The sequence below is a fragment of the Castellaniella sp. genome, assembly GCF_036379515.1.
Lineage (GTDB): Bacteria > Pseudomonadota > Gammaproteobacteria > Burkholderiales > Burkholderiaceae_B > Castellaniella.
In genome coordinates, this window is record NZ_DASVGN010000036.1 from 99352 (window position 1) to 125315 (window position 25964).

The 25964-nt window shown below is 62.2% G+C and carries 22 protein-coding genes, 1 tRNA gene and 1 pseudogene; 12 read left to right on the forward strand and 12 right to left on the reverse strand.

The annotated features are described in order from the left end of the window. Positions 1 to 144 precede the first annotated feature (144 nt). Both VF285_RS12860 and VF285_RS12865 read left to right on the forward strand, forming a co-directional pair. Positions 145 to 735 (forward strand): biotin transporter BioY, encoded by a 591-nt coding sequence (locus VF285_RS12860; protein ID WP_346953035.1) that lies wholly within the window; start codon positions 145 to 147, stop codon positions 733 to 735. Positions 736 to 812: 77 nt separating this feature from the next. Next, positions 813 to 1274: a DUF6314 family protein gene (locus VF285_RS12865; protein ID WP_346953036.1), complete on the forward strand. Its 462-nt coding sequence runs from the start codon at positions 813 to 815 to the stop codon at positions 1272 to 1274. A gap of 46 nt (positions 1275 to 1320) precedes the next feature. Here the strand turns inward: VF285_RS12865 and VF285_RS12870 are convergent, their stop codons facing one another. Further along, on the reverse strand, positions 1321 to 2448 hold the full coding sequence (locus VF285_RS12870; protein WP_346953037.1) for a DMT family transporter: 1128 nt from the start codon (positions 2446 to 2448) through the stop codon (positions 1321 to 1323). Further along, complete coding sequence (gene queG / locus VF285_RS12875) at positions 2369 to 3442, reverse strand: tRNA epoxyqueuosine(34) reductase QueG (protein WP_346953057.1); 1074 nt, start codon at positions 3440 to 3442, stop codon at positions 2369 to 2371. The genes VF285_RS12870 and queG overlap by 80 nt, the downstream gene beginning before the upstream one ends. 386 nt (positions 3443 to 3828) lie before the next feature. Here queG and VF285_RS12880 point away from each other — a divergent pair, with 386 nt between their 5' ends. After that, positions 3829 to 4413 (forward strand): hypothetical protein, encoded by a 585-nt coding sequence (locus tag VF285_RS12880; RefSeq protein WP_346953038.1) that lies wholly within the window; start codon positions 3829 to 3831, stop codon positions 4411 to 4413. 55 nt (positions 4414 to 4468) lie between these two features. On the opposite strand, the gene VF285_RS12885 is transcribed toward VF285_RS12880, so the two are convergent. Together VF285_RS12885 and VF285_RS12890 are read right to left on the reverse strand one after the other, a co-directional pair. Further along, a tRNA-Leu gene (locus VF285_RS12885) sits at positions 4469 to 4553 on the reverse strand. A gap of 42 nt (positions 4554 to 4595) precedes the next feature. Continuing rightward, entirely contained in the window at positions 4596 to 5585 is a 990-nt protein-coding gene (locus tag VF285_RS12890; RefSeq protein ID WP_346953039.1) for a GlxA family transcriptional regulator, read from the reverse strand. Between the two features lie 269 nt (positions 5586 to 5854). On the opposite strand from VF285_RS12890, the gene VF285_RS12895 reads away from it, so the two are divergent. From VF285_RS12895 to VF285_RS12905, 3 genes are all read left to right on the forward strand, one after another. Beyond that, a complete protein-coding gene (locus tag VF285_RS12895; protein ID WP_346953040.1) occupies positions 5855 to 7267 on the forward strand; it encodes an L-serine ammonia-lyase in 1413 nt (470 codons plus the stop codon). A 79-nt stretch (positions 7268 to 7346) separates the two neighbouring features. Further along, entirely contained in the window at positions 7347 to 7793 is a 447-nt protein-coding gene (locus VF285_RS12900) for a PaaI family thioesterase (RefSeq protein ID WP_346953041.1), read from the forward strand. 1 nt (position 7794) lies between these two features. Then, positions 7795 to 8808 (forward strand): LLM class flavin-dependent oxidoreductase, encoded by a 1014-nt coding sequence (locus tag VF285_RS12905; protein ID WP_346953042.1) that lies wholly within the window; start codon positions 7795 to 7797, stop codon positions 8806 to 8808. A 1-nt stretch (position 8809) separates the two neighbouring features. Here the strand turns inward: VF285_RS12905 and nadE are convergent, their stop codons facing one another. From nadE to VF285_RS12920, 3 genes are all read right to left on the reverse strand, one after another. Further along, positions 8810 to 9610, reverse strand: coding sequence for an ammonia-dependent NAD(+) synthetase (gene nadE / locus VF285_RS12910; protein WP_346953058.1), 801 nt, complete (start codon positions 9608 to 9610; stop codon positions 8810 to 8812). 95 nt (positions 9611 to 9705) lie between these two features. Further along, a complete protein-coding gene (gene ilvD / locus VF285_RS12915) occupies positions 9706 to 11400 on the reverse strand; it encodes a dihydroxy-acid dehydratase (RefSeq protein WP_346953043.1) in 1695 nt (564 codons plus the stop codon). Positions 11401 to 11472: 72 nt separating this feature from the next. Then, on the reverse strand, positions 11473 to 12180 hold the full coding sequence (locus tag VF285_RS12920) for a Crp/Fnr family transcriptional regulator (RefSeq protein ID WP_346953044.1): 708 nt from the start codon (positions 12178 to 12180) through the stop codon (positions 11473 to 11475). 39 nt (positions 12181 to 12219) lie between these two features. Here VF285_RS12920 and ppc point away from each other — a divergent pair, with 39 nt between their 5' ends. Then, a complete protein-coding gene (gene ppc / locus VF285_RS12925; RefSeq protein WP_346953045.1) occupies positions 12220 to 15129 on the forward strand; it encodes a phosphoenolpyruvate carboxylase in 2910 nt (969 codons plus the stop codon). Positions 15130 to 15337: 208 nt separating this feature from the next. On the opposite strand, the gene VF285_RS12930 is transcribed toward ppc, so the two are convergent. The 4 genes from VF285_RS12930 to VF285_RS12945 form a co-directional block, all read right to left on the reverse strand. Then, the gene (locus VF285_RS12930; protein ID WP_346953046.1) at positions 15338 to 16237 is read right to left on the reverse strand and encodes an SMP-30/gluconolactonase/LRE family protein; all 900 of its coding nucleotides are present in this window, start codon (positions 16235 to 16237) and stop codon (positions 15338 to 15340) included. Positions 16238 to 16242: 5 nt separating this feature from the next. Further along, positions 16243 to 17148 carry a 5-dehydro-4-deoxyglucarate dehydratase gene (kdgD, locus tag VF285_RS12935; RefSeq protein ID WP_346953047.1) on the reverse strand — a complete coding sequence of 302 codons (906 nt, stop codon included), beginning with the start codon at positions 17146 to 17148 and terminating at the stop codon, positions 16243 to 16245. Positions 17149 to 17431: 283 nt separating this feature from the next. Then, positions 17432 to 18166: a FadR/GntR family transcriptional regulator gene (locus tag VF285_RS12940; RefSeq protein ID WP_346953048.1), complete on the reverse strand. Its 735-nt coding sequence runs from the start codon at positions 18164 to 18166 to the stop codon at positions 17432 to 17434. A gap of 134 nt (positions 18167 to 18300) precedes the next feature. Continuing rightward, positions 18301 to 19575, reverse strand: coding sequence for a glucarate dehydratase family protein (locus VF285_RS12945; protein ID WP_346953049.1), 1275 nt, complete (start codon positions 19573 to 19575; stop codon positions 18301 to 18303). A gap of 348 nt (positions 19576 to 19923) precedes the next feature. Here VF285_RS12945 and VF285_RS12950 point away from each other — a divergent pair, with 348 nt between their 5' ends. The 5 genes and pseudogenes from VF285_RS12950 to VF285_RS12970 all read left to right on the forward strand — a co-directional run bounded on the left by VF285_RS12950 (position 19924) and on the right by VF285_RS12970 (position 24909). Continuing rightward, complete coding sequence (locus VF285_RS12950; protein WP_346953050.1) at positions 19924 to 21096, forward strand: ABC transporter substrate-binding protein; 1173 nt, start codon at positions 19924 to 19926, stop codon at positions 21094 to 21096. A 72-nt stretch (positions 21097 to 21168) separates the two neighbouring features. Then, positions 21169 to 22248 (forward strand): ABC transporter ATP-binding protein, encoded by a 1080-nt coding sequence (locus VF285_RS12955; protein ID WP_346953051.1) that lies wholly within the window; start codon positions 21169 to 21171, stop codon positions 22246 to 22248. Continuing rightward, entirely contained in the window at positions 22245 to 23120 is an 876-nt protein-coding gene (locus tag VF285_RS12960; protein WP_346953052.1) for a sugar ABC transporter permease, read from the forward strand. Before VF285_RS12955 ends, VF285_RS12960 begins: the two co-directional genes overlap by 4 nt. A gap of 72 nt (positions 23121 to 23192) precedes the next feature. Next, positions 23193 to 23990 (forward strand): annotated as a pseudogene (locus VF285_RS12965) (ABC transporter permease); the annotation flags it as partial. Between the two features lies 1 nt (position 23991). Further along, positions 23992 to 24909 (forward strand): aldose epimerase, encoded by a 918-nt coding sequence (locus tag VF285_RS12970; protein WP_346953054.1) that lies wholly within the window; start codon positions 23992 to 23994, stop codon positions 24907 to 24909. Positions 24910 to 25069: 160 nt separating this feature from the next. Here VF285_RS12970 and VF285_RS12975 read toward each other — a convergent pair. Beyond that, the coding region (locus VF285_RS12975; RefSeq protein WP_346953055.1) for an L-talarate/galactarate dehydratase at positions 25070 to 25964 on the reverse strand (895 nt) is incomplete at its 5' end.

Consider the following 25964-nt stretch of genomic DNA (forward strand, 5'->3'; position numbering starts at 1 on the left):
CAGCCGCGCCAGACAGGCACGCCTCTCTTGCCATGTCCACTATCATCGCCCTCATGGTAAACATTCTATTTTATAAAAAGTTGACAATAAAGCACCGCACCACCAGAATGAGCGGCGTATCCACGAGCCCCCAAGGAGAAGTCCATGTCGTCGAGAAGTTCTGCCATCTCATCCACCATCGCCAGCGGGCGCCTGGCACCCACACGATTGAGGCAGGCCGGCCTGGTCCTGATAGGGTCACTGCTACTGGCCGTATCGGCGCAAATCAGTATACCCATGTGGCCCGTCCCGCTGACGCTGGAGCTCTACGCCATCTTCCTGATCGGCGCCTTCTACGGATGGCGGCTGGGTGCGGTGACCATCGCCGCCTGGCTGCTGCAGGGCGCGCTGGGCTTGCCCGTCTTTGCTCACGGCACAGGGGGGCTCGCAAGCTTCACCGGCCCGACGGCGGGCTATCTGCTGTCCTTCCCCTTGGTAGGCGCCCTGGCAAGTCTCGCGGCCGTGCGCAGCGGTCAGGCATTCCGGCCGTTGCGCGTCTTCACTCTACTGTGGCTCGCCGGCGTGGTCTGCCTGCTGGCGGGCTGGGCCTGGTTAAGCACCCTCATGGGAGCCAAAGCCGCCTGGGCCGCAGGCTTCGTGCCCTTCCTGCTGTGCGATGCGATCAAGGCGGCGCTGGCTACGGCGACGCTGGCCGTCTGGCACAGCCGGAAACCTCAACGCCCCGAGCTCCGATAGCACGGGCGCGGGCAGCCACGATCTCGCAATCGCCCCCGCAGGACGACCGGTCGGGCGATCGACCTACACTGAGCGGTATGAAACACACGTTGATCGACGCAGTGTGGAGTCGGCTGCCTCACATTGCCCGCCTGGAATTCCAGGCGTCGCCAGGGACGGCATCCGACACGCAGTGGCAGGGGCACGGCATGGCCGACGTCCGGGTCGAAAGCACGGCGAGCGCCATCCGCTTCATCGAATCAGGGCAATTCTGGCCGCACGCTTCCTCCCCTGCGGTATCCATCCGCAACGCCTACCTATGGCAACGAGACGGGCAAGCGCTGCTGCTGTCGCATGAACGCCTGGGGCGGGAGTCCGAAGTATTCCTGCTGCGCTTCACGCCCATAGCCCCGGACACGATGGAAGGCGGCGAACCTCATCTGTGCGGGCAGGATCAATACCGCGCCACCCTGTGCCTGACAAGCGAGGGCATCCGCCTGGTCTGGGCCGTGACGGGCCCCCACAAGGACGAGCACCTGGTCCAGACTTACAGCGCGTAGGGCACTCGAAACGACGCATTCAAGCTGGCGAGTGTTTGAGCTGCCCTCAGGCAGTGCTGCCAAATCGGCGCCCCACGAACACCGTTGCGACCACCGCCAGCGCAAAGCCCAGCGACAGCGCGTCAATCCGCTCGCCCAGCAGCGGCACTGCAAAAAACATCGCCAGAAACGGTTGCAGCAGCAACACCTGGCTCATCCGCAGCGCGCCACCCCAATCCATGCCGCGGAACCACGCGAAGAAACCAGACCACATGGAGACGGCACCCACGTAGGCCACTCCCACCCAGGCTGATGCATGCACGTGCGCCAACTCGGCGGGATCGGGCCAGAACCAGAGCGCCAACGGCAGGGACAGCGGCAACGCCACGGCGCACATCCAGCAAATCACCTGCTCGGCACCAAGAGCGGCCGTGACTTCGGCACCTGCGGTGTAGCCAACCGCCGTGAGCAGCACTGCCAAAATCAGCAACAGGTCGGCCCAGTGAAACGCAAAGCCACCGCCATCGTACGCTCGCAGCAGGGAAAAGACGATGACCAGCGCAGCGCCCAGGATGGCACAAAGCCAGAAGCCCAGGGTTTCGCGCTCGCGCAGTATCAGCGCGGCGCAGGCCGCCGTTGCCAGTGGCACGATAGCGACGATGACCGCCGCATGAACCGCCGTGACGCTACGCATCGCCAGAGCCAGCAGCAACGGCCAACCGATTACATTGCCAGCGATGGCGAGTGAAAGCGATTTCCAGTGGCGACGCTCGGGCCAGGCTGCGCGGGTCAGCAGCAGATAGGCAGCCGACAGCAGCCCGGCCAGCGCCGCGCGAGCCGCCGTCACGAACAAGGGCGAGAGCTGCGGGTCCTGATCGGAACCGGTGGCCATGCGCGTGGCCGGCAGCGTCACCGCAAACAGCACCATGGCCAGAACACTGAGCCAGAGACCGATACGGGCGCGGCGCGCATCCCGAACCGGCATGATATGGGGTGCTCGGCTCGCGTGAGTACTGCCGGTGATATCAATGGGAGGAACCGGGTGATATTTTTGCGGAGGATCGGTCAGCATGAACGGGACTCGGGCCAGGAGCAGCAATAGTAGCAGCCATTGCTCACGGCCAGACCGGGTCGCCCGGGCCAGGTCGCTGCGCCAGCGCCCAGGCCACGTGCTCGCGCACCATCGCGCTTTCATGGTGAGCACGGCTCAACAACGCGGTACGCAATTCTGCAGCCTGAGTCTCGTCGGCATCCCGCAGGGCGTTACCCAGCGCCACCGCAATATTGCGCAGCCAGCGCACATGGTCGATGCGCCGGATCGGCCCGCCTTCCGTATTTTTCAGGAAGGTCGCCTCATCCCAGGCAAACAGATCCACCAACTGCTGTCCTACAAGCGGGGACCGCTCGTCAAAGTCGGGGATCTCGGTCTTCTGCGCGTACTTGTTCCAGGGACAGATGGTCTGACAGTCGTCGCAGCCGTAGATATGATTGCCCATGAGGGCGCGCAGCTCTACGGGGATGGGGTCATGACTTTCAATGGTCAGGTAAGAAATGCAGCGGCGCGCATCGACAACCCCTGGCGCGATGATGGCCCCGGTGGGACACACGTCGATGCAGGCCGTACAGGTACCGCAGTGCTCACTGACGGGTTCGGTGGGCTCCATCGGGAAATCGACAAAGATTTCGCCCAAAAAGAACATGGAACCCGCATCGCGCGACAAGACCATGGAGTGCTTGCCACGCCAGCCCTGTCCGCTGCGGCTGGCGAGTTCTTTTTCCCACACAGGCGCCGAATCCGAAAAGACGCGGTAGCCAAACGGTCCTACCAAGGTCTCGATGCGGTCGCACAGCTTGCGCAGGCGCCCGCGCACCACCTTGTGATAATCACGCCCCCGTGCGTAAAGCGACACCACGCCTTCGGTCGGTGCGTCCAGGCGCGCCCGTTCAAGTGCCTGCCAATCGGGCGACGTGCTGCGTGGCAGATAGGGCATGCGTGCCGTGATCACGCTGACGGTGCCAGGGAGCAATTCAGCAGGACGCGCCCGCTTGAGGCCATAGCGCTCCATGTACTGCAGATTGCCGTGATAGCCCAAGGCCAACCACTCCAGCAGTCGTGGCTCAGCCGACGACAAATCCACTCCCGAGACACCAATGTGCGAAAACCCCAGCTCGTGCGCCCAGGTGCGGATCTTCTCGAGCCACTGAGCGCTGTCGGGCTTGACGGGCAGCACCGTCGGAGAAGACGTCGACATCGTGTTTCATTTCCCCTGATTTGCTGAGCGACTCAAGTAGAGGTAGAGGTGCGGATTGCGCCACTCAGCAATCACATCTTCAAAAGTACCAAAAAAACACACACATTATCCTCTCGTGCATCTGATCAGCCAGCGAGAGAGGTCCTTGAAGAACGCACCAACAACTGCAACTTCCGCCTCGATGCTCATCGCATGTACAGCTCCGGCCATCGAGGACTCGACAATCGCATCAGGTGAAAGTACTAGCGCCGAACGCGACGTTAAAGCATAAAATTCCAAGATCGCCCGATACTTGGAGCGGCAACTCTGATGTCGGAGGATCTATGGACGCATCACTTGCGAAAACCTTGGGATCGCAGCCAGTGCTCGTTCGGTGGCACTACCTTGGGTACGTTGCGGCCGCGCTGATTGTTCTGGTGGTTGCCATTCTCGCCAGGAATGCCTGGTTTCTCAATTGGGTCCACGTAATGAGCGGCGTGCTGTGGACCGGCATCGACCTGTTCATGGGGTTTGTCATCGGGCCGATCATCCGCAGCGTGTCGGTTCCCGTGCGCAAGGAAATCATTATTCGGCTGACGCCCGTCACGCTGTTCCTGATGCCTACCTTATCCATCATGACGGGGACCGCAGGCTGGTTTCTGGCGGTTCAGCTGGGATTCACCCAGCTGCCATGGCCGCAGCTTGGCTGGATCGTTGCCGCGCTGGTGCTGGTGACCCTGATGACGATCCAGGGCCTGGGGTACCTGCTGCCGACCAGCGTGCGGGTCTGTCTCGAACTACAAAAACCCAACCCCGACGGACCCAAGATCGGGCGCATGATGAGCCGGTTCTATTACGTGGTCGCCAGCCAGGGCGTCATGCAGATCGCCATCATCGTGGTGATGGCGAAGCTGGTCACGGGGGTGTAGAGGCGGCCGCCAAGGGCGCTACATCGTTAGCGCCGGAAATCCGCATGAATACTAGTGGTGCCCGGGGCCGGAATCGAACCGGCACGCCTTGCGGCGGGGGATTTTGAGTCCCCTGCGTCTACCAATTTCACCACCCGGGCGGGGTCGGAGCTGCAGAGCACTGCTCCGGAAATGGATCGCCATTATACGGTGTTTTCTGGATCGGGCACGTCGGGCAAGACAACGGCCGACTGTTGTCGACGCCAGACCCCAGGCGGAGTGCCATGAGCAGCATGAAAGGCACGGCTCATGTGTGCCGCATCGGCAAAGCCACAATCGGAGGCAATGGCTGCCAGGCTTTTGTCGGAGTGCACGAGCATCCATCTCACCAACCGCAAACGGATCCGGCGAGCATAGGCCTGAGGGGTGGTAGCAAGGTAGCGGCTGAACAGCCGTTGCAACTGCCGAGACGACAGGCCCAGTTTGTCAGCCAAATCGTCCACAGCCAGCGTATTGCCAGCGTACTGCTCGATGAGCAGCACAGCCCGCTGCAGGGCGGCAGGACAGCCAGCCGGTAGCCCTGCGGGTGGTGGCTGAATGGGATGAGTGGATTCCGTGGCGGGCAGCTGCAAGCGGCGGAGCGCGCGTTGGACATCAGCCCGAGGCACATGGCGGCACAGCACCCTGGAGGCCAGGTCAGAGACCGCGGCACCGCCCGCGCAGGTGATGCGGCGGCGATCGAACACCATGGTTCGATCCACCACCAGCTGGTCAGGCAAGAACGACGGAAATCGCCGCTCGAATTCCCACAGCAAGTCGCCCGGCACACAGAGTCGGTACCCAGCCAACACCCCCGCTTGGGCGAGGGCAAACACGCCGTTGCACAGGCCCAGCAGGTGGCAACCGCATCGAGCGGCCTCTTTGAGCCAGGGTGACAGGGCCGCCGTATCGGCTTCACGTGGCGACAGAGGCCCACCGACGACAACCACATAATCGAAACGCTGCGGGTCGCCCAGCAAGTGAGTGGGCACGACCTGCACGCCGCTGGCAGAACGCACGGGGATGAGGGTTTGGGCGACAACTTCCCAGTCGCACGAACCTGGCGCCTCGGTCTCGACACCCAGCAAGGCCAGAAGGTCCGCAAAGCTGGAAAACGCGTTCAACGCAAATTGCGGCAGGAGGACAAATCCCAACCTGATCTTTATGTCGTCTTTATTCATTTCAACTAAAACAGTCGTTATTATTCATTTTCTACAAAAATGAAAGCCTTGAAAATAATGGAGCCGACCGTATTCAAAGCTACAAAAAGTTCATGTTCACATTGTATGTCGTATTCATTCAATCAATATTTCAGCCAATCGATAGAATTCTTCTCAAGGGGTCCGAATACGGCGCAAGGCCACGGGTCAGCAGCCCGCGCCACCTCGTCGGCGTACACCCTCACTGATACAGGAGAACGGTCATGGCTCTGTCGGTATTCGATATCTTCAAGATCGGCATCGGGCCTTCAAGCTCGCACACGGTGGGCCCCATGCGGGCAGCCCGCAACTTCGCGCGCAATCTTGACGCGCGCGGCCTGCTGCCTCAAGTGACGCGGCTGGCGGTGCATCTGTACGGCTCTCTGGCCGAGACCGGAGCCGGACACCGCACCGACATGGGCATCATGCTGGGGCTCATGGGTGAAGCCCCCGATACGGTAGACCCCGCCGCCATCGAAGGGCTCATGGAGGGCGTCAGCCGGGACCACCGCCTGATGCTCTGGCGCAAACACCGCATCGCATTCGATCCAAAACACGTTTTTTCAGGGCGCGTGCGCCCCATGCCCGAGCACCCCAACGGCATGCGGTTCATTGCCTACGACGCACAGGACGCGGTGCTGCTCGACGAGCGCTATCTTTCCATCGGTGGTGGCTTCATCCGCGCACTCGACAGCATCGAAACGGATGAAACCGTGCCTGAGCACGAACCCATGCCTTATCCGTTTTCTTCGGGTGACGAGCTCGTGGCCGCCTGCCTTGGCCACCACCTGACCATTCCGCAGCTGATGATGGCCAACGAATCCACCCTGCGCCCTGCCGCCGAGGTCCGCAAGGGGGTACTGCATATCGCTCAGGTGATGGACGATGCGATCGACCGGGGCTGCGGCCTGACCAGCACCATCACGGACCCCATCCTGCCCGGCGGGCTGAAGGTCCGCCGCCGCGCCCCCGCCCTGTATGAAGAACTCAAGGCCAAGTCCGCTCGAACGGCCCCGCCCTTCCCGGCCAATCCAGACGACGTGATGTTCGCCATGGACTGGGTCAATCTCTACGCCATGGCCGTCAACGAAGAAAACGCCGCCAGCGGGCGCGTCGTCACTGCGCCGACCAACGGCGCGTCGGGTCTGTTGCCGGCAGTTCTGCGGTATTACCGCACCTTCATCCCGGGCTGGTCCGAAGACGGTGTCGTGGATTTCCTGCTCACGGCGGCCGCGATTGGCTTCCTATACAAAGAGAACGCCTCCATTTCCGGGGCTGAAGTCGGCTGCCAGGGGGAGGTAGGCGTAGCCTGTTCCATGGCCGCGGCAGGACTCACAGCCGTCATGGGGGGCACCGTTACCCAAATCGAAAATGCAGCCGAAATCGGCATGGAGCATAACCTGGGCCTGACCTGCGACCCTGTCGGCGGCCTGGTGCAGATCCCGTGCATCGAACGCAATGCCATGGGGGGCAACAAGGCGATCAACGCCTCGCGCCTGGCACTGCACGGCGACGGCACGCACCACGTATCACTCGACACCGTCATCGAAACCATGCGCCAGACGGGGGCCGACATGAAGTCCAAGTACAAAGAAACCTCGCGCGGCGGCCTGGCAGTCAACGTCGTCGAATGCTGAGCCTGCGGCAGGCGCCCAACCCGCCGTGAAACGAGGTATGGTATGCATTGATTGACCTCGTTTGTTGATTCAGAACACCATGCCATCCGCCGCATCCCAAGCGCCTGACCCTCTCGCCGCCAGCTACGTACAACAAGACTTTGACCATTCCGGCCTCATGCAGAGGCTGGGTGCCCAGCTGACTCAAGTGCTGCCCGGAGAAGTCCACATCACACTGCCGTACTCCGAACACTTGACGCAGCATCTGGGGTACTTCCATGCAGGAGCGACCTCGGCCATTGCCGACGCGGCCGGCAGCATGGCGGCACGCAGCTTGCTGCCGGCAGACCAGACCGTCGTGTCAGTGGAATTCAAGATCAACCTGATGGCCCCTGCCGTAGGAGAAGCACTGGAAGCAGTGGGCAGAGTCGTGCGCCAAGGGCGTACGCTCACCGTGACACAAGTCGACGTCTACGCGCTGAAAGGCTCTGAGCGAAAGCCCGTCGCCCTGATGCAACAGACCTTATTCAACTTGCCGCAGCCCTGACATGCCCTCCCCCATTTCATTTTCTGTGCTGGACCTCGCCCCCATCAACGAAGACGGGAGCGCTCGAGAATCGTTTGCCCATTCCGTCGATCTCGCACAGCACGCGGAAGCCTGGGGTTTCGAGCGCTACTGGATGGCCGAGCACCATGGCATGCCGGGGATCGCGAGCGCCGCGACCTCGGTGCTGATCGGTCATGTGGCAGGTGCCACTTCACGCATTCGGGTGGGTGCCGGTGGCATCATGCTGCCCAACCACTCCCCTATGGTGATCGCCGAACAATTCGGCACTCTGGACGCGCTCTATCCCGGGCGCATCGACCTGGGGCTGGGGCGCGCTCCCGGGTCGGATCAGATCACTTCACGCGCGCTGCGTCGGTCGCTGGACTCAGACCCGGACGCCTTTCCCAGAGACGTGGCCGAGCTCATGGACTACTTCGAGGGCTGCGGGCCAGTGCCCGCAGTCCCGTGCGCCGGGGCCAAGGTGGAAGTCTGGGTGCTGGGGTCCAGCCTGTTCGGTGCACAGCTGGCGGCCTACCTGGGCCTGCCCTATGCCTTCGCTTCGCACTTTGCGCCGGCACGGATGATGGATGCCATCGCGCTCTATCGAGCACGCTTCAGGCCGTCACGCCATCTGGACAAACCGCACGTCATGCTGGGATTCAACGTCTTTGCTGCCGACACAGATGACGAAGCGTACTATCTGGCGACCTCGTGGCAGCAATCCTTCATCAACCTGCGCACGGGGCGGCCCAGTCGACTGCCACGCCCCCTGAAGGGCTACGCGGAATCCTTGCCGCCGGTGGCACGAGATCTGCTGGATCACATCCTGGCCTGCACGGCCATCGGCGGACCCGATACCGTCACGACCAAGATTCAGGCATTTCTCGACCAGACTCAGGCGGACGAGCTCATCATCACCAGCAACATGCATGACCATGCTGCTCGGGTGCATTCATACGAAATCGTGGCGCAGGTGCACGAGCGTCTTCGCGAGCCCACCCCAGCCAAGTCGTAGTTCAGGGCGCGATGGGCAGCGCACGCTTGTGGGCGCTTTTGCGCCAGGTGCGGACGATGACATCAAAGGCCTCTTGCGAGACGTCCTTGCCTTCCAGGAAGTCGTCGATCTGCGCGTATGTGACCCCGAAAGCATCTTCGTCGGGTTTGAGGGGCTTCAGCAGTTCAAGGTCCGCCGTGGGTACTTTGTAAACCAGCGCATCCGGGGCTCCCATCAGCGCTGCAAGCGCGCGGACCCGCCGCTTGTTCAACCCGGCAAGCGGCGTCGTATCGGCCGCGCCATCGCCAAATTTGGTGAAAAACCCCATGAGCGATTCAGCTGCATGGTCAGTGCCCACCACCAGACCGCCCCGGCTACCGGCCACGGCGTACTGGGCTACCATGCGGGCACGCGCCTTGATGTTGCCGTGGATGAAATCTTGCTGGGCAGCGTCCCTGAACACCTGCCCCGCCGCCTGCACCGAGGCCAGCATGGCATCGGATGCGGGCTTCACGTCGACCGTCATGAGCTCGTCGGGCTGGATCACCTGCAGACACGCCTGGGCGTCTGCTTCGTCAAGCTGAGTGCCGTAAGGCAGGCGCATGGCCACGAAGCGGGCATCGCCACCTGAGTCCCTGACCTGCTGCACGGCGCGTTGCGACAGACAGCCTGCCGTCATGGAATCGACCCCTCCGCTGATACCCAGCACCAAGGCGCGCGCGCCGCTGCTGCGCAGCAGTTCGGCCAGAAAATCCACGCGACGCGTGAGTTCAGCCTGTGCTTCGAAGGCGTCAGTCACCCCCAACGCCAACCGGATCTGCATCTGCAAGGCTTTCTGTTCGGGATTGAGCAAGAAAATCTCCTGATGAAAAGGCCCCGCCACTTCTCCACGAAGCAACGGGGCCCGACGCTGACGGATCAGCGGCGATCTTCGAAGCGATCCAGCACGGCCCCCGTGCTGGCATCGGAACAATTGAAGGCAAACTTGGCCTGCACGCCCCGGGTGTAACGGGGAGCAGGGGCCTTCCAGGCCGCACGACGTTTGGCGATGATGTCCTCGGGCACATTCAGTTGCAGCAGTTGAGTATGCGCATCGATGGTGATGGAATCACCGTCTTCCACTAGCGCGATCGTGCCGCCCGTGGCCGCTTCGGGTGCCACGTGGCCCACGACCATGCCCCAGGTGCCACCCGAGAAACGGCCATCGGTAATGAGGCCCACGGAATCGCCCAGCCCCTCACCCACCAGGGCACTGGTCGGCGCCAGCATCTCTGGCATGCCTGGCCCACCCTTGGGGCCCAGGTAGCGCAGCACCATGACGTCACCTTTGTGAATCTTGCCGCCCAGAATCGCGTCCATGGCCGATTGCTCGTCGTCGAAGACACGCGCCGGCCCTGTCATGACGGGATTCTTCAGGCCCGTAATCTTGGCGACGGCACCGCGCTCGGCCAGATTGCCCTTCAGAATCGCCAGGTGGCCCTGTTTGTACATGGGTCGGTCGATCGGGTGAATGACGTCCTGATCCGCACTGGGCGCATCCGGCACATCGGCCAGCACCTCGGCAATCGTCTGCCCGGTGATCGTGATGCAGTCGCCATGCAGCAGACCCGCCTTCAGCAGGATCTTCATGACTTGAGGAATGCCGCCTGCCTTGTGAAAATCGACCACCAGATATTTGCCGCTGGGCTTGAGGTCGCACAACACGGGCACGTTGCGACGCACACGTTCAAAATCGTCGATGGTCCATTCGACCCCTGCGGCATGGGCAATGGCGAGGAAGTGCAAGACCGCATTGGTGGAGCCACCCACTGCCATGATGACGGCCACGGCGTTTTCAATGGACCTGCGGGTCACGATGTCGCGCGGCTTGAGGTCGAGTTCGACCGCCTTGAGCAGCACACGTGCAGATTCAGCCGCAGAATCGATTTTTTCCTGGTGCACGTTGGCCATGGTCGAGGAATACGGCAGGCTCATGCCCATCGCCTCGAAGGCGGAACTCATGGTGTTGGCCGTGTACATGCCGCCACAGGAACCGCTGCAGGGGATGGCGTGCGTTTCGATTTCGTGCAGGTTTTCCATGGACATGCGCCCGGCGGCATGTTCGCCCACCGCTTCGAACACGCTGACGATGTTCAGATCCTGGCCGCAATATTGGCCCGGCAAAATAGTGCCACCATAGACATAAATGGACGGCACGTTGGCGCGCAGCATGCCCATCATCCCGCCCGGCATGTTCTTGTCGCAGCCGCCAATGACGAGCGCGCCATCCATCCATTGGCCCTGCACACAGGTTTCAACACAATCGGCGATGACTTCGCGCGAAACCAGCGAATACTTCATGCCTTCGGTGCCCATGGCCATGCCGTCGGAGATCGTGGGCACGCCAAACACCTGCGGGTTGCCGCCGCTTGCTTTCACAGCCTCGGTGGCCGCATCGGCCAGTGGCTGCAAACCACTGTTGCAGGGCGTGATCGTGCTTTGTCCGTTGGCAATGCCGATCATGGGCTTGTCAAAATCGCCTTCGGTATAGCCCAGGGCGTAATACATGGAACGATTGGGCGCACGGGCCACACCCTGCGTGATATGAGAAGAGCGCAACGGCTTCTTGGACATGGTTTCTCTCTAGGATCTCAGCAACGAATCTTTGAGTTTAAAGCCTGCTGCCGGCCAGCGAAACCAGAGCCCCTAAAAGTTGCGACGCACCGATTGTGCGAGTGTGCCCAGAAAGGTCGGGTTCAGAATGGCCCAGTCGCGGCGCGCACCCGAAATGGCCCCTCGCTCGACCCAATCGGCCAGCAAACGGCTGAGAGTTTCGGCACGCACCCCCAAATGCAGCGCAAGCTGGCGCTGAGTAAGCAGCAGGTGCACCCGCCCCCCATGTTGCGGATCAGCATGACGCAGCAGGTAATCGGCCAGCCGCTGCGCCGCCGTGCTGTCACTGAACCACTCAACCTCGTTGACACGGTGATAGACGCGATCGCTCAGGCGCACCAGCATTCTCATCGACAATTCGGGCCAGAAACGGCAGGCATCCAGCAGCCCCTGGCGCTTGAGGCACAGCACCACGGTGTTGCCACGCGCGCGGGCCTGCATGGGGTAGCGCCCATGACTCATGAACATGGCCGCCTCGGCAAGGATCTGCCCGGGCGAGAAAATATGAAAGACACGATCCTGCTGGTCGCGCGTGTGTCGCAGGACTTCGACTCCGCCCGCAAGCACGTAGAGGTATTCGATGGCATCCGCGCCTTCACGAAACAGAACCTCGCCATCTGGTCTATGCAAAATGGCAGCGTCACGCAGCAAAAGCGCCGAGACCTCGGCCGAGGCACCTGCAAACAGCGGGTGCCCCAGGACCTGCGCAGGTGAAGTCTCGTTCAATCGAGGTTTGTTCATGGCTCCATCATACAAAAAGGCCCCTTGGGAAGTCGTCTTATGATGAAGGAACACCCGTGCAAAAATGGAGCACGCCCCTGTCGCCCCTCCGAAGGAGACCTTGTGAAATCACAGCCCCAGCTGCCCCCCGAAGCCATGCCACCCTTGCGCCAGGACATCCGGCTGCTGGGGCGAACGCTGGGTCAAGTCATCCAGGCCAGCGAAGGGCGCGAGGTGTTCGACGTGATCGAGAAGCTGCGCCGCGCGGCGGTCAAGTTTCGCCGCGAAGGCCTGGAACGAGACGGCCGCATGATGGAGCGGCAGATCCGGCGCCTGGCCGATGGCGAGGCCAATTCCGTCGCCCGTGCCTTTGGCTATTTTCTGCACCTGTCGAACATTGCCGAAGACCGCGACCTGACGCGCCGCCAACACGAACAGGCGTACGAAGCGGCACCGGCGGGCACATTGCAACACGCGATTGAACAGCTCCAGGCCAACGGCATGACGGGCGCCCGTATCCGCCAGCACCTGGCCACGGCCAGCATCGTGCCCGTCTTGACGGCTCATCCCACCGAGGTGCAGCGCAAAAGCACGCTGGACCTGCATCGCGCCATCGCGCTTACGCTGCGCCAACAGGACGTGCCGGGGACCCCGCTGGGGGGGCAACGCCAGCAACTGCGGCTGACGGGCCTGATCGCCACCCTGTGGCAGACCCGCATGCTGCGCCAGACCAAATTGACGGTTCTGGACGAGATCGACAATGCACTGAGCTATTACACCAGCACCTTCTTCAGCACGCTGCCGCAGTTGCACCTGGACATGGACACGCTGTTGCGCAAGCCCGCGCGCACCGCCTTCGATACGTCCAACACCCCCCTCCCACCCTTTGCCCGCATGGGCAGCTGGATCGGAGGAGACCGGGACGGCAACCCGAACGTCAATGCCGCGACCCTGCAAGAGGCGCTGCTCAGACAATGCAGCCATGTGCTGCGCCACTATCTGGACGAAGTACAGGCCCTGGGCGCCGAATTGTCAGTCTCGCAGTCGCTCTGTGCCGTGAGTCCTGCCCTGGCCACGCTCTCGGCCCAGAGCCAGGACCCGTCGGGCCACCGCGAGGACGAACCCTACCGCCGCGCTTGCATCCACGTCTATGCGCGACTGGCCGCTACCGGTCGAACCCTGACGGGCCGGGCTCTCGCACGTCGAACCACCTACGAAGCCCCCGCCTACGCCAGCGCGCAGGACCTGGCCACAGACCTGCAGGTAATGGCCGAATCGCTGGACGCGCATCACGGGGGGCTCATTGCGCATCTTCGGCTGGCCCACCTGCGACAGGCCGTCGCCATTTTTGGCTTTCACTTGGCGACGGTCGACTTGCGGCAGAGTTCTGACGTGCACGAGCGCGTGCTCGATGAGCTCATGAGCGCCGCGCAGGTCATGCAAGACGGCAAACCCGTGCGCTACACCCGTCTGTCAGAAGAAGACCGGGTTCGAGTACTGCGCCAGGAGCTGCGAGAGCCGCGTCCGCTGGTCTCGCCATGGATCCATTATTCGGCCGAGACCACCAAAGAGCTGGAAATCCTCCGGATGGCGGCCGACTGCCGCCGGCGTTTCGGAGACGCCGCCATTGGCCAATCCATCGTCTCGCATACCGAAACGCTCAGCGACCTGCTCGAAGCCCTGCTGCTGCAGCAGGAAACCGGCCTGATCGTTCCGGAACCCGAAGGCGCCTCTTCCAGCGGCCTGATGGTGGTCCCCCTCTTCGAAACCATCCCCGACCTGGAACGCGGACCCGAAATCATGGATGCATGGCTGTCTCTTCCCGAAGTGGCCACACGAGTCCGGCAGGTGCATCAAGGAATTCAGGAAGTCATGCTCGGGTACTCGGACAGCAACAAGGATGGCGGCTATCTGACATCGAACTGGTCTCTCTACCAGGCCGAACGCCGTCTGGTACCGGTCTTCCGCGCGCACCGCACGCGCCTGCGGCTGTTTCATGGCCGCGGCGGCTCAGTGGGGCGCGGTGGCGGCCCCAGCTATGACTCCATCCTGGCCCAGCCTCCCGGAACCGTGAACAATCAGATCCGCCTCACTGAACAAGGCGAGATCATCCAAGGACGCTACAAGGATGCCGAAGTGGGCCGCTCGCATCTGGAACTTTTCGTGGCAGCCACCCTGGAAGCCAGCCTGGCGCCCGCTGAGGCCGCACGAGCAGAAGACGAACGGGCAGCGCGCTACGGGGAGGCCATGGCCTGGATGTCCGATGTGGCGCGGGCTGCCTATCGCCAGTTGATCTACGACACCCCGGGCTTCACGGACTACTTCTTTGCATCCACCCCCATCCGCGAGATCGCGGGCTTGAACATCGGTTCACGCCCCTCGTCGCGCAAGACACTGCAGCGCATTGAAGACCTGCGTGCGATCCCCTGGTCATTTTCGTGGGCCCAATGCCGCCTGCCCCTGCCGGGTTGGTACGGCATGGGAAGCGCACTGTCGCGCTACCTGGACGAAGGCGGCCCCGACCATGCGCAGACGCGGGCTCAGCGTCTGGCAAACCTGCAGGCAATGGCACACGACTGGCCTTTCTTCAAGACCTTGCTCTCGAACATGGAACAGGTGCTCGCCAAGACTGATCTTGCCATCGGTCGACGCTACGCCGGATTGGTCCGCAGCACGGCGTTGCGCCAGCGTATATTCGGCTGCATCGAGGCAGAGTTTCAGCAAACGGTTGCGCGCTTTCGCGAGATCACAGGGCACGAACTGCTGGCGCACGACGCGCCGTTGCGAGCCGCATTGGCCGAGCGCTTTGCCTACATAGACCCGCTCAACCACCTGCAAGTGGAGCTGTTGCGTCGCCTGCGTTCGGGCCAGATCTCGACACGGCCAAGCAACGAGCAGGAATCCCGCGATCAACGCGCCATTCACACCACGCTCAACGGCATCGCCGCCGGCTTGAGAAATTCGGGATGATTTCAGACACAGGACAGTCCCCGCGGACTGTCCTGTGCAGAAATCATCGGAGCGGCCTGCAGGCCGCGAGGTGGGTGCTTTGGGGAGCGGCCTGCAGGCCGCGAGGTGGGTGCCTTTGGAAACCCTTTGCAAGAGCAAGGCGGGGGCCTTTGGAACCCTCCTTGCAAGAGCAAGGCGGGTGCCTCTACCGCCTTTTGCGGTGCAGAAGCTACTCTGAATACCCAGGCTCTTCCAACCCCACCACCCCAGGCTGCAGTGCAAACACCGAACCGTCCAAGGCATCCGGGGCAGCCGTCGGCTGCCGGATCGTCGTCACAAAGAGCGTGTCCAGACGCGGGCCACCAAAGGCACACATCGAAGGTTTGGCCACCGGCACCTTCAGCGTGCGGTCGAGCCGGCCTTCAGGCGTATAGCGATGCACCACACCGGCGTCGTTGCCCGTGATCCAGTAGCAACCCTCGGCATCAACAGCCGCCCCATCGGGGCGCCCGGCGGGCAGCCTGTCGATGAACACCCGGCGGCGACTGGGCACGCCCGCATCGGGGTCGTAGTCGAAGGCCCAGACGCACTGGCGCTGTGGATGCGAATCCGACACATAGAGCGTGCGGCCATCCGGGCTGAATCCCAAGCCATTGAGCGTGAGGAAATCATCCAGGATTTTGTCGAGGCGAATGCCAGACCCTGATCCTTGCAGGCGGTACAAGGCACCCGCAGGGCTCGCAAGGCCCATGTCCATGACCATGGACCCGACCCAGAAGCGTCCCTGCCGGTCGCAACGACCGTCGTTGAAGCGCATGCCGGCCTGAGGATGGTCTACGGCAACCAGCCGCGTGGCAGACACCGGCTCGCCAGCGGCGAGCCCGAGACGATACACGCCATCTTCCATGGCGCCCAGCCAGTCTCCCGAGGACAAGGACGCGATGCAGGCCAGCTGCTGCGTGAACCTCCAGCTCTGGTGCTTCTGGTCTGCGGGCCGCCAGCAATGCAGCCGGCCCGCCGGGATGTCGACCCAATACAGCGATTGGCTGGCTGCATGCCAGACCGGGCATTCGCCCGTCTGACAGCGCAGATCCAGAACGAGCTCGGCCGAAGGCTGCGGAGTAGTCATGCGGATCAGAGAGCTTCGATGAGCTTGCGCAGTTCCGCTTCTTCAGCCGCCGTCAGGTCGGTCAACGGCGCCCGCACGGGACCAGCAGGATGCCCCACGATGCGCGCACCCGCCTTGACCATGCTCACGGCATACCCGGGCTTGTGGCTGCGAATCTCGAGCAACGGCAGGAAGAACTGATCCAGCAAGCGGCCCGTCGTGGCATGGTCACCCGCCTTGACGGCGGCGTAGAACTCCATGGCCGTCTTGGGAATGAAGTTGAAGACGGCAGACGAATAGACCGGCACGCCAAGCGCACGGTAGGCTTCAGCAAAGACTTCGGCCGTAGGCAACCCACCCAGGTAGGCAAAGCGATCGCCCAGGCGGCGATGCACGCGCACCATGTTTTCGATATCGCCCACGCCGTCCTTGAAACCGATCAGGTTCGGGCACTGTTCGGCCAGTTGCTCGAGCACGTCGGCATGCAGGCGGCACTGGCCGCGGTTGTACAGAATGACGCCGATGTCGACTGATTCGCAGACCTCGCGCACGTGACGAGCAATGCCGTCTTGTGGCGCATCCGTCAGGTAATGCGGCATGAGCAGCACACCCGCCGCGCCCTGGCGCTGAGCCTCGCGCGAAAACGCGATGGCGTTGCGCGTGGGACCACCGGCACCGGCCAGAATGGGCGTATGCCCCTGGCAAGTCTTGACCGCAGTTTCAACGACCTTGGAGTATTCATCCAGCATGAGCGAGAAATACTCGCCCGTGCCGCCCGCCGCAAACAGCACGCGAGCCCCGAAAGGCATCAGCCATTCCAAACGCGACTGATAGCTTTTGGCGTCAAAATCGCCATTGGCATCGAAGTCGGTGACCGGAAAGGACATCAGCCCGTCGTTCAGGATTTCTTTGAGTTCTTGGTAAGCGATCATGTGAATGGCACCCTCAGAGTAAGCGACAAGACAGGCAATCGCCTCATCCTCGCGTTAAGTTATACGTTATCATATGACATATGATCGAGAGCAACAAGAGCTCTTGTTGAAAGTCAGTATTTACCCTGACGAACCGGTGTTCCTGTTACTAAAACGTCACATCTGCAGCAGTCGAACCTGCCTGTACCACGCCCGGATTCTGATCAAACTTGTACGACAACGTGGTGACAGGCTCGACAAAAGCCTCGCGCTACCCGGGGTGGAGAACCGGTCCCGAAGGAAATCAGGGATTTTCTTCGACCGCCTCTTGTGCGCGACGCAGCCGCTCACGGCTGTTGGCCAGGTGGGTGCGCATGGCGGCCCTGGCGGCATCCGGGTCTTTGCGAGCAATGGCGTTGTAGATGTCTTCGTGTTCCAGATGCACCCGTCCCAGATAGCTGGCACGGTCCCCTTCTGCCAACGATGCAGAATCAATACGGGTGCGCGGAATGATGGTTTTGCCCAGCTGCTTGAGAATGTCGTGAAAGTAGCGGTTGCCCGTCGCAGTCGCCACCAGCAGATGGAAGGCCACGTCGGACGCGACAGCATTGCCTGTTTTCTTGTGAATACTGGCCGCGAACTCATCGAGAATCGTACGCAGCTGCTGAACCTGGGCATCCGTACGGCGTTGGGCCGCCAAACCGGCCGCCTCGGTTTCCAGGCTGATGCGCAACTCGAGAATGGCGAGCACGTCAAGCATGGTCAGGATGCTCTCGGTGCGAATGCGAAGTTGCTGTTCATTCTGGGGTTCGAGCAAAAACGTACCAATGCCATGACGGGTTTCGACCAGCCCCGCCGCTTGAAGCCGCGAGATGGCTTCACGAATCACGGTGCGGCTCACGCCAAAGGATTCCATGAGCTCGGACTCGGTCGGCAGCTTCTCGCCCACGTGGAATTCACCACTGCGGATGCGTTCGGACAAGGCGGTGACCACATTCTGGGTCAGGCTGCGCGAACGACGGGCTGGTACGGTTGCCATGGATCACCCTGTTGATTGAATAGTTTTCATCATAACGCGCATCCCTACACTTATACGACAACAGATGCGCACGACGGACGCCGACTGCCAGCAGCGACAAGCGCGCCCGGCACGGCGCGCGCTCACCTGTAAGTTCAGAAGCGCGGCGCCTTGCCACTCCAGTCCGGCTGGTACTTGCGCATCTGCGCTGCATCATTTCGCGAGCGAATCCCGCAGGTCTGGTACTGCGCATGCAAGCGCGCCAACGCGGCCTGATCGATTTCCACTCCCAAGCCTGGCGCATCTCCCAAGACCACTGCACCGTCGAGGAACTTCAGCTGGCCACCTCGTATGACCTCCTCGTTCGGATCCAGCCACGGGTAATGCGTGTCGCAGGCATAGCTGAGCAAAGGCACACTGGCCGCCAGGTGTGCCATGGCGAGCAGGCTGATGCCCAGGTGCGAGTTGGAATGCATGGACAGACCCAAGCCAAAGACTTCGCACATGCGTGCCAGCACCTGCGTCTCGCGCAACCCACCCCAGTAATGATGATCCGACAAAATGATCTGACACGCGTCCAGTGGCACGTTGTCACGAAACTGCGCCATGTCGGTCACGACCATGTTGGTGGCCAAGGGCATGCCGGTGGCGCGGTGCAGTTCGGCCATGTCGGCCAGCGTAGGGCACGGGTCTTCGTAATACTCGAGCAAGCCGTCGAGTTGCTTGCCCATGGCGATGGCCGTGGGCAACGACCAATTACCATTGGGGTCGATGCGCAGCGGCTTCCGGGGGAAAGCCGCTGCCAGCGCACGGATACAGGCGACTTCGTCTTGCGGTGGCAACACGCCCCCCTTGACCTTGAAGCTGCCAAACCCGTGGCGCTGCACCATGGTCTGCGCCTGTGCCACCAGCTGTTCGGGCGTCAGCGTCTCACCCCACGCGTCGGCAGGGTAATCTGCATCGATGTGATGGGCATACTTGAAGAACAGGTAGGCGCTGAACGGCACGCGGTCACGGACTCGGCCACCCAGCAAATCTACCAGCGGCATGCCCAGATGACGCGCCTGCATGTCCAGCAAGGCCACCTCGAAAGCCGAGTAGAGCTTCTGGACGTTCTTGACCGGGTCCGTTCCCGGAGCCAACAGAAACTCGGTTCCGGTATCGACCTGCGTGCCCTTCACCACATCGAGCACCCGCTCGCGCAAACCGTTCAGATTGAAGGGGTCCAGCCCCACCAGGCGCGGCTGCAACGCGGCAGCCAACTGCAGAAACGCAGCATCGCCGTAAGACTCTCCGAGGCCAATCTGACCAGTATCGCTCTCGAGCTCGATGATGGAACGCAAGGCATAAGGCTCGTGAATCCCCGCTGCATTGAGCAGCGGTGGGTCACGAAAAGCAATGGGGGTGATTTTGATGGACTGGAGCTTCATAAGGCAGGTGTCGTGAAGGTGAGAACGAAAAAGCTTCGGATTTAAGTCATCATACGACGCTTTGGAAGCGTAGACGCAGGCCTCGTTCGCGTATTAGGGAATGTACTAATGCAGCAGGATTTTTATGATTAAACATTTATTAATCAATAGATTAATCAAAGATTTCCACTCTCCTCACCTTCTGAAATCCCGACTTCGCCGCAGAATTTGCAACCAAAGGATTGCCGCTGGTAGGGCTACGCTTATATGATGACTTATAAGGAAGGACCGACGGGGCTCCCGGATCGGTTCTCCTTTCCTGATTGCCGGTTCTTTCCGTGCGCCGGCGAACATACTAGGAGACACTCCATGAAAGGCATCACACAGTCTCTGCGCCTGGGGCGGTTGACCGCACTGGCAGGCGCCGTGACCCTGGCCTGCGCCGCCACGGCAGTTCAAGCGGCCCCGGTCGCGCTGAACATCGTCGACGTCGCAGGCGACCTCGCCGTTACCCAAAAGGCGCTGGAATCTTTCCGCGACCAAAACCCGGACCTGGTGTCCAGCATCACCTTCACGAACGCGCCGGCACCGCAAATCCCGGGCAAGATCAAGGCCATGCAGGCGGCTGGCCGCTCGGACATCGACATGGTGCTGACCGGCACGGACGCACTGGCTGCGGGGATCGAACAAGGGCTGTGGCTCAAACTCCTGCCCGACCACGACGATCTGTTCAAGAAAGACGTGGACAGCTACCATCCGGCCGCTGCCAAAATGCAGAAGCTTGCACAAGGCTACGGCCTGGAAGTGGCCTTCATGCAGGGTGGCCCTCTGCTCGAGTACAACCCCAAAACGGTCAAGAACCCGCCCAAGACACCCGAAGAATTGCTCAAGTGGTGCCAGGCCAACCCGGGCAAGTTCCTGTATGCTCGACCGGCCAACTCGGGTCCCGGCCGCACTTTCCTGATGGGTCTGCCCTATCTGCTGCACGACAAAGATCCCTATGACCCCATCAACGGCTGGGACAACACCTGGAAGTTCCTGAAGGAACTCAACAGCTGTGTGCCCTACTACCCGGGCGGAACCTCGGCCATCATGAAGGAGCTGGGCCAAGGCAGCCGCGACATGACGCCAACCGTCACCGGCTGGGACATCAACCCGCGCGCGCTGGGCATTGTCCCGGCAGACTTCAAGATCCAGGCCTTCGACAACTTCACGTGGGTGACGGATGCGCACTACATGGTGATTCCGAAGGGCGTGTCGGCCGAAAAGCAAAAAGTGCTCTTCAAGCTGATGAACTTCATGCTGCAGCCCAAGCAACAAGCCATGACCTATGACACGGGCTACTTCTACCCGGGCCCGGCCGTCGCTCACGTGCCGCTGTCGGCCGCCCCGAAAGAAAGCCAGGAAGTCATCGCCAAGTACGGTCGTCGCGAGTATGCCGCCATGACGGCAGACCATCCGAGCGCCGTGCCTCTGGACGCCAAGACCATGGTGGCCGCGTTCCAGAAATGGGACCAAGACATCGGCGCCTTGAAGAAGTAAGCCGTACCTGAAACACCGTCCGCCTCCGGCTCCTCGGGGTGCGGACGGCCCGCATTCTCTGGATACTGCAACATGAACGAATCTTTCAAACAGCTACGCCTGGATGCCGTCGGCCGCAGCTATCCCACCGCCTCCGGGTCCACTGTCGCTGCCCTGAGCGACCTGAGCCTCGACATCCAGCGAGGTGAATTCATCGCCCTTCTGGGGCCTTCAGGCTGCGGCAAATCGACCGCCCTGAACTGCCTGGCGGGCCTCACTGACCTGACCTCGGGCAGCGTCTGGCTGGACGACACCCGCATCGACACGCTGCCATCTGAGCGGCGCGGCTTTGGCATGGTGTTCCAGAATTACGCGCTGTTTCCACACATGAGCGTGGAAAACAACGTAGGCTTCGGCCTGCGCATGCGCCGCGTGCACAAGGCCGAAATCGCCAAGCGCGTCACGGCCGCGCTGTCACTGGTGCAACTGGACGGGCACGCAAAAAAACTTCCCGGACAGCTCTCGGGGGGCCAGCAGCAACGCGTGGCCATTGCCCGTGCCATCGTGATCGAGCCGCCCGTCATCCTCATGGATGAACCGCTCTCCAACCTGGACGCCAAGCTGCGGGTGGAAATGCGCGCCGAGATCCGCCGCATCCATACGCAGCTGGAACGCGCCACCATCTATGTGACACACGATCAGGACGAAGCCTTGTCCATGGCTGACCGCATCGTGGTCATGCGCACGGGCAGTGTGCAGCAAGTCGGCACGCCACGCGAGGTCTACAGTCGTCCGCGCAATCTGCACGTGGCGCGCTTCATGGGCTACCGCAACGTGCTGCCCTTCGACATCACGCAGCAGGCGGGCGAAGCCCTCACGCTGCAATGCAAGCAAGTCACGTTGCACGGCACTTCCATGGCCGTTCCGGCGGGCACCGCTCACGTCGCCGTGGCCATGCGCCCCGACGACTTCGAGCTGGCTGCAGACCAGGCCGAAAACGTGATCGAGGTCACGGTAAAAACCATGGAATTCGGTGGCCGCACGTCATTGCTCATCGTCAGCAGCGACATCGGCGACCTGTTCGTGCGCCTCGGCGGGCACTTTCAACCGGGTGACCGGCTGCGCCTGCACATTCCGGCTGACCGCACGCTCGCCTATGCGGAGGCTTTATGAGCGACGCCCATTCCGTGTTGATGCCCACCGGCGACCGGCGGGGCTGGCTGGTCGTCCCTGCCGTCGTGGTGCTGCTGGCCCTGTTCGTCTACCCGTTCTTGTACGGGGTGGCGATTTCTTTCAAGCCCATGAATGGCGGGCATTTCTGGGCCAACTACGCCCACTTTTTTTCCACCGCCACCGAATGGACCACTTTGTGGATCACCCTCAAACTGGCAGCGCCGGCCACGCTCATCAACGTGGGCATGGCCGTCCCGGTGGCCTTTGCCCTGCGGCGCAACAGCCGCTCGCAGCGGATCGTGACCACGCTGCTGGTGATTCCCATCACGCTGGGCACGGTGCTGATTGCCGACGGCATGCTGACCTTCTACAGCCCGGTGGGTTGGTTCTCGCAGCTGGTTCACGCGCTGGGTCTGTATTCTGGTGAAATCCGCCTGACCCACAATTACTGGGGCGTGCTGATCTCGCTGATCATCTCCGATTTCCCGTTCGTCTTCCTGCTGACGTTGTCGTACATCTCGGGCATAGACCCCACGTTGGCCAAGGCAGCCGGCACGCTGGGCGCAGGTCCGTGGCAGCAGTTTCGCCTCATTTACCTGCCACTCCTGGTGCCCGGCCTGAGCATGGCCGCCGCACTGTCATTCGTGCAGACCTACGCCGTGTTTCCGTCAGCCATTCTGTTGGGCGCACCGGCAGGACCCACACGGGTCATCTCAGTCGCCGCCTACGAGGCCGCCTTCGAGCAGTACGACTACGGCATGGCCTCGGCCATTGCGGTGGTGATGGGCTTCGTCCAACTGCTCATCGTCGGCGCCATCTTCTCATTCCGCCAGGCCTTCTACACCGGCCCGGCCACCAGCGGCAAGGGGTAAGGCATGCAAGCCGTTCTGCAAAACAATTCTGGCAACGCCCGGCGCTGGGGCTGGTTGTGGCGCGCCACGATCTGGACTCTGATGGGGTTCTTCCTGCTGAACATCGTGTTCATGGTGCTCACGGTCGCGGTGGATTCCATCGCCACCCGTTGGTTCGGCACGCTGCTGCCCGAAGGCTTCACACTGCACTGGTATGTGCGCGCCTGGCAGGAATTCCAGCTGTCCCACATCATGATCGTGACGCTCGAAGTCGTAGTCTCGGTCGTGGTGCTGGCGATCTTGCTGGGGGTTCCAGCCGCCTACGCGCTAGCCCGCGCCAAGTTTCCAGGCAAGCGCGCCGTGCTGCTGCTCATTTTGATCCCCATGCTGGTGCCGCCGGTCACCTACGGTATTCCCATGGCCACCGCCTTTTATCAGGCGGGGGTAGGTGGCACACTGCTGGGCGTCATTCTGGCCAATCTGGTGCCGGCGTTGCCCTTCGTGATCCTGGTCATGACGCCGTTCATTGAACAGATCGACCCCAGCCTGGAATCGGCGGCCCGCATCTTTGGCGCCCGCACCTTTCAGTACTTCCGCTTCGTGCTCATGCCCTTGCTGGTCCCGGGCATGCTCGCAGCCGGTCTGCTGGTGCTGGTGCGCACCATCGGCATGTTCGAGCTCACCTTCTTCACGGCGGGGCCCGACTCGCAAACCCTGGTAGTTGCCCTGTACTACGCCGTGTTCTCCACGGGCGTGCGGGCACCGCAGGCGATCGACGCCATGGCCATGATGTACATGGCCATTACCATGATCTGGGTGTTGATTGCCCTGAAGTTCGTGAGCCCCACGCAACTGGTGAGCCGCGTGAAGGAAGCGCCGCGCGAATCCTGACATGGCCTCGCTCTATGCCTCTGCGCTGAGCGCAGCACCGGGCGACTGCCTGGTGCTGCGTCACGGCGCCCACACCGCCACCGTTGCGCCCACTGCTGGCGGACGCATCCTGAACTGGTCCACGCAGCTGGCCACGGGCCGCAAGGACTGGCTCGTGCCTGTCACGGCAACGGAATGGCCGGCCCAAGCGTGGCCCAAAGGCGGGATTTTTCCGCTCGCGCCCTTTTCCAACCGTGTCTGCAATGCGCAGCTGCACTGGCAGGACCAAGTGATTGAACTGGAGCCCCTGCCCGGTACGCCGCATGCACTGCACGGACAAGCCCAGACCATGACCTGGCATGTGACCGAAGCCACCGAAAGTCACGCAGTGCTATCGCTGGATCATCCGGCAGGCCTGGGTGGTTGGCCCTGGTGCTGGCATCTGCAGCAAACCATTGAACTCACCGACGCGGGCCTGAGCGTCGCTCTGACCCTGGAGAACCACGACACCACGGCCATGCCGGCAGGGCTGGGCATACACCCCTATTTCACAGCCCACCGTGCGCAACTGACGGCCAAGACCCGCTGGGTGCACGAACAAGAGCTGGCACTTTACGCCGAACGCAATACCGACGCGCAGTGGACCCGGCAGGAAGACGTGACATGGACCGACTTCTTATGCGACTGGGATGGGCGCGCGCACATAGGCTGGGCAGACGGCACGGCACTCATCTTGCGCTGCCAAGGGCCGCTCACGCACGCGATCTTGCATTGCAACGCCGGGCGTTACCTGTGCGTGGAACCCGCCACCCATGTATGCGATGCTTTCAACCTGGCGGCACAGGGGATGGCAGGAACGGGGATTCAGGTTCTTGCGCCGGGAAGCACACTGACAGTGAGGATGATGCTGTCGGTAGTGGCCGCAACCTTGCGTCACTGAAAACATTCAGCCGACATGGGCCCGACTCGTGGGCCTGGCTCTCACGCTGCCCAAACAAGTCAGCCCGCCACTTCTACCGTCACCCGGACAAAAAAGCCCGCCTTGTTCTACAAGACGGGCTTCGTCGTTCTGCGACGGTGACAGATACGGCCTCAGAACCCTACGGCTGCTTGCCGCACTCGAAGGTTTCCTTGGTCCAGGCACGGGCCTGTTCGCTGAGGCTGAAACCCAGACCCGGGCGGTCAGGGACCAGCATGCGGCCCTCTTTCATGACCAGGCGCTCGTTGAAGAGCGGCTCCAGCCATTCGAAATGCTCCAGCCACGGCTCACGCGGGTAGGCTGCTGCCAGGTGCAGGTGGATTTCCATCGCGAAGTGCGGTGCCATGCTCAGGCCGTGATAATCCGCCAGCTGCATGACCTTCAGGAACTCGGTGATGCCGCCCACGCGCGGGGCATCGGGCTGGACGAAATCGGATGCGCGCTTTTCGATCAGGTCGGCGTGCTCGCGGAAGCTGGTCAGCATCTCGCCGGTGGCGATGGGGGTATCGAACGCAGCGGCCAACGCCGCGTGGCCATCAGCGTCGTACGCATCCAGCGGCTCTTCGATCCACGTCAGGTTGTACTGCTCCAGAATGCGGCACATGCGCGCGGCCGCGGGGCGATCCCATTGCTGATTGGCATCGACCATGAGCGGAAAGGTGTCGCCCAGCTTCTTGCGCACGGCTTCGACCCGCTGCAGGTCGACGTTGCGATCCGGGTGACCGACCTTGATCTTGATGCCCCCCAGGCCACGCGCCAAAGAGGCATCGATGTTTTCCAGCACTTGCGGCAACGCGGTAGACAGGAACCCACCCGACGTGTTGTACAGGCGCACTGAATCGCGGTGTGCGCCCAGCAGCTTGGCCAAGGGCAGCCCGGCCCGCTTGGCCTTCATGTCCCAGAGCGCGACGTCAAAGGGCGCAATCCCCTGCGCCGACAGGCCGCTGCGGCCTACCGAGGCTGCAGCCCAGCTGAGCTTGATCCAGAGGCGCTGGATGTCGCTGGGATCTTCGCCC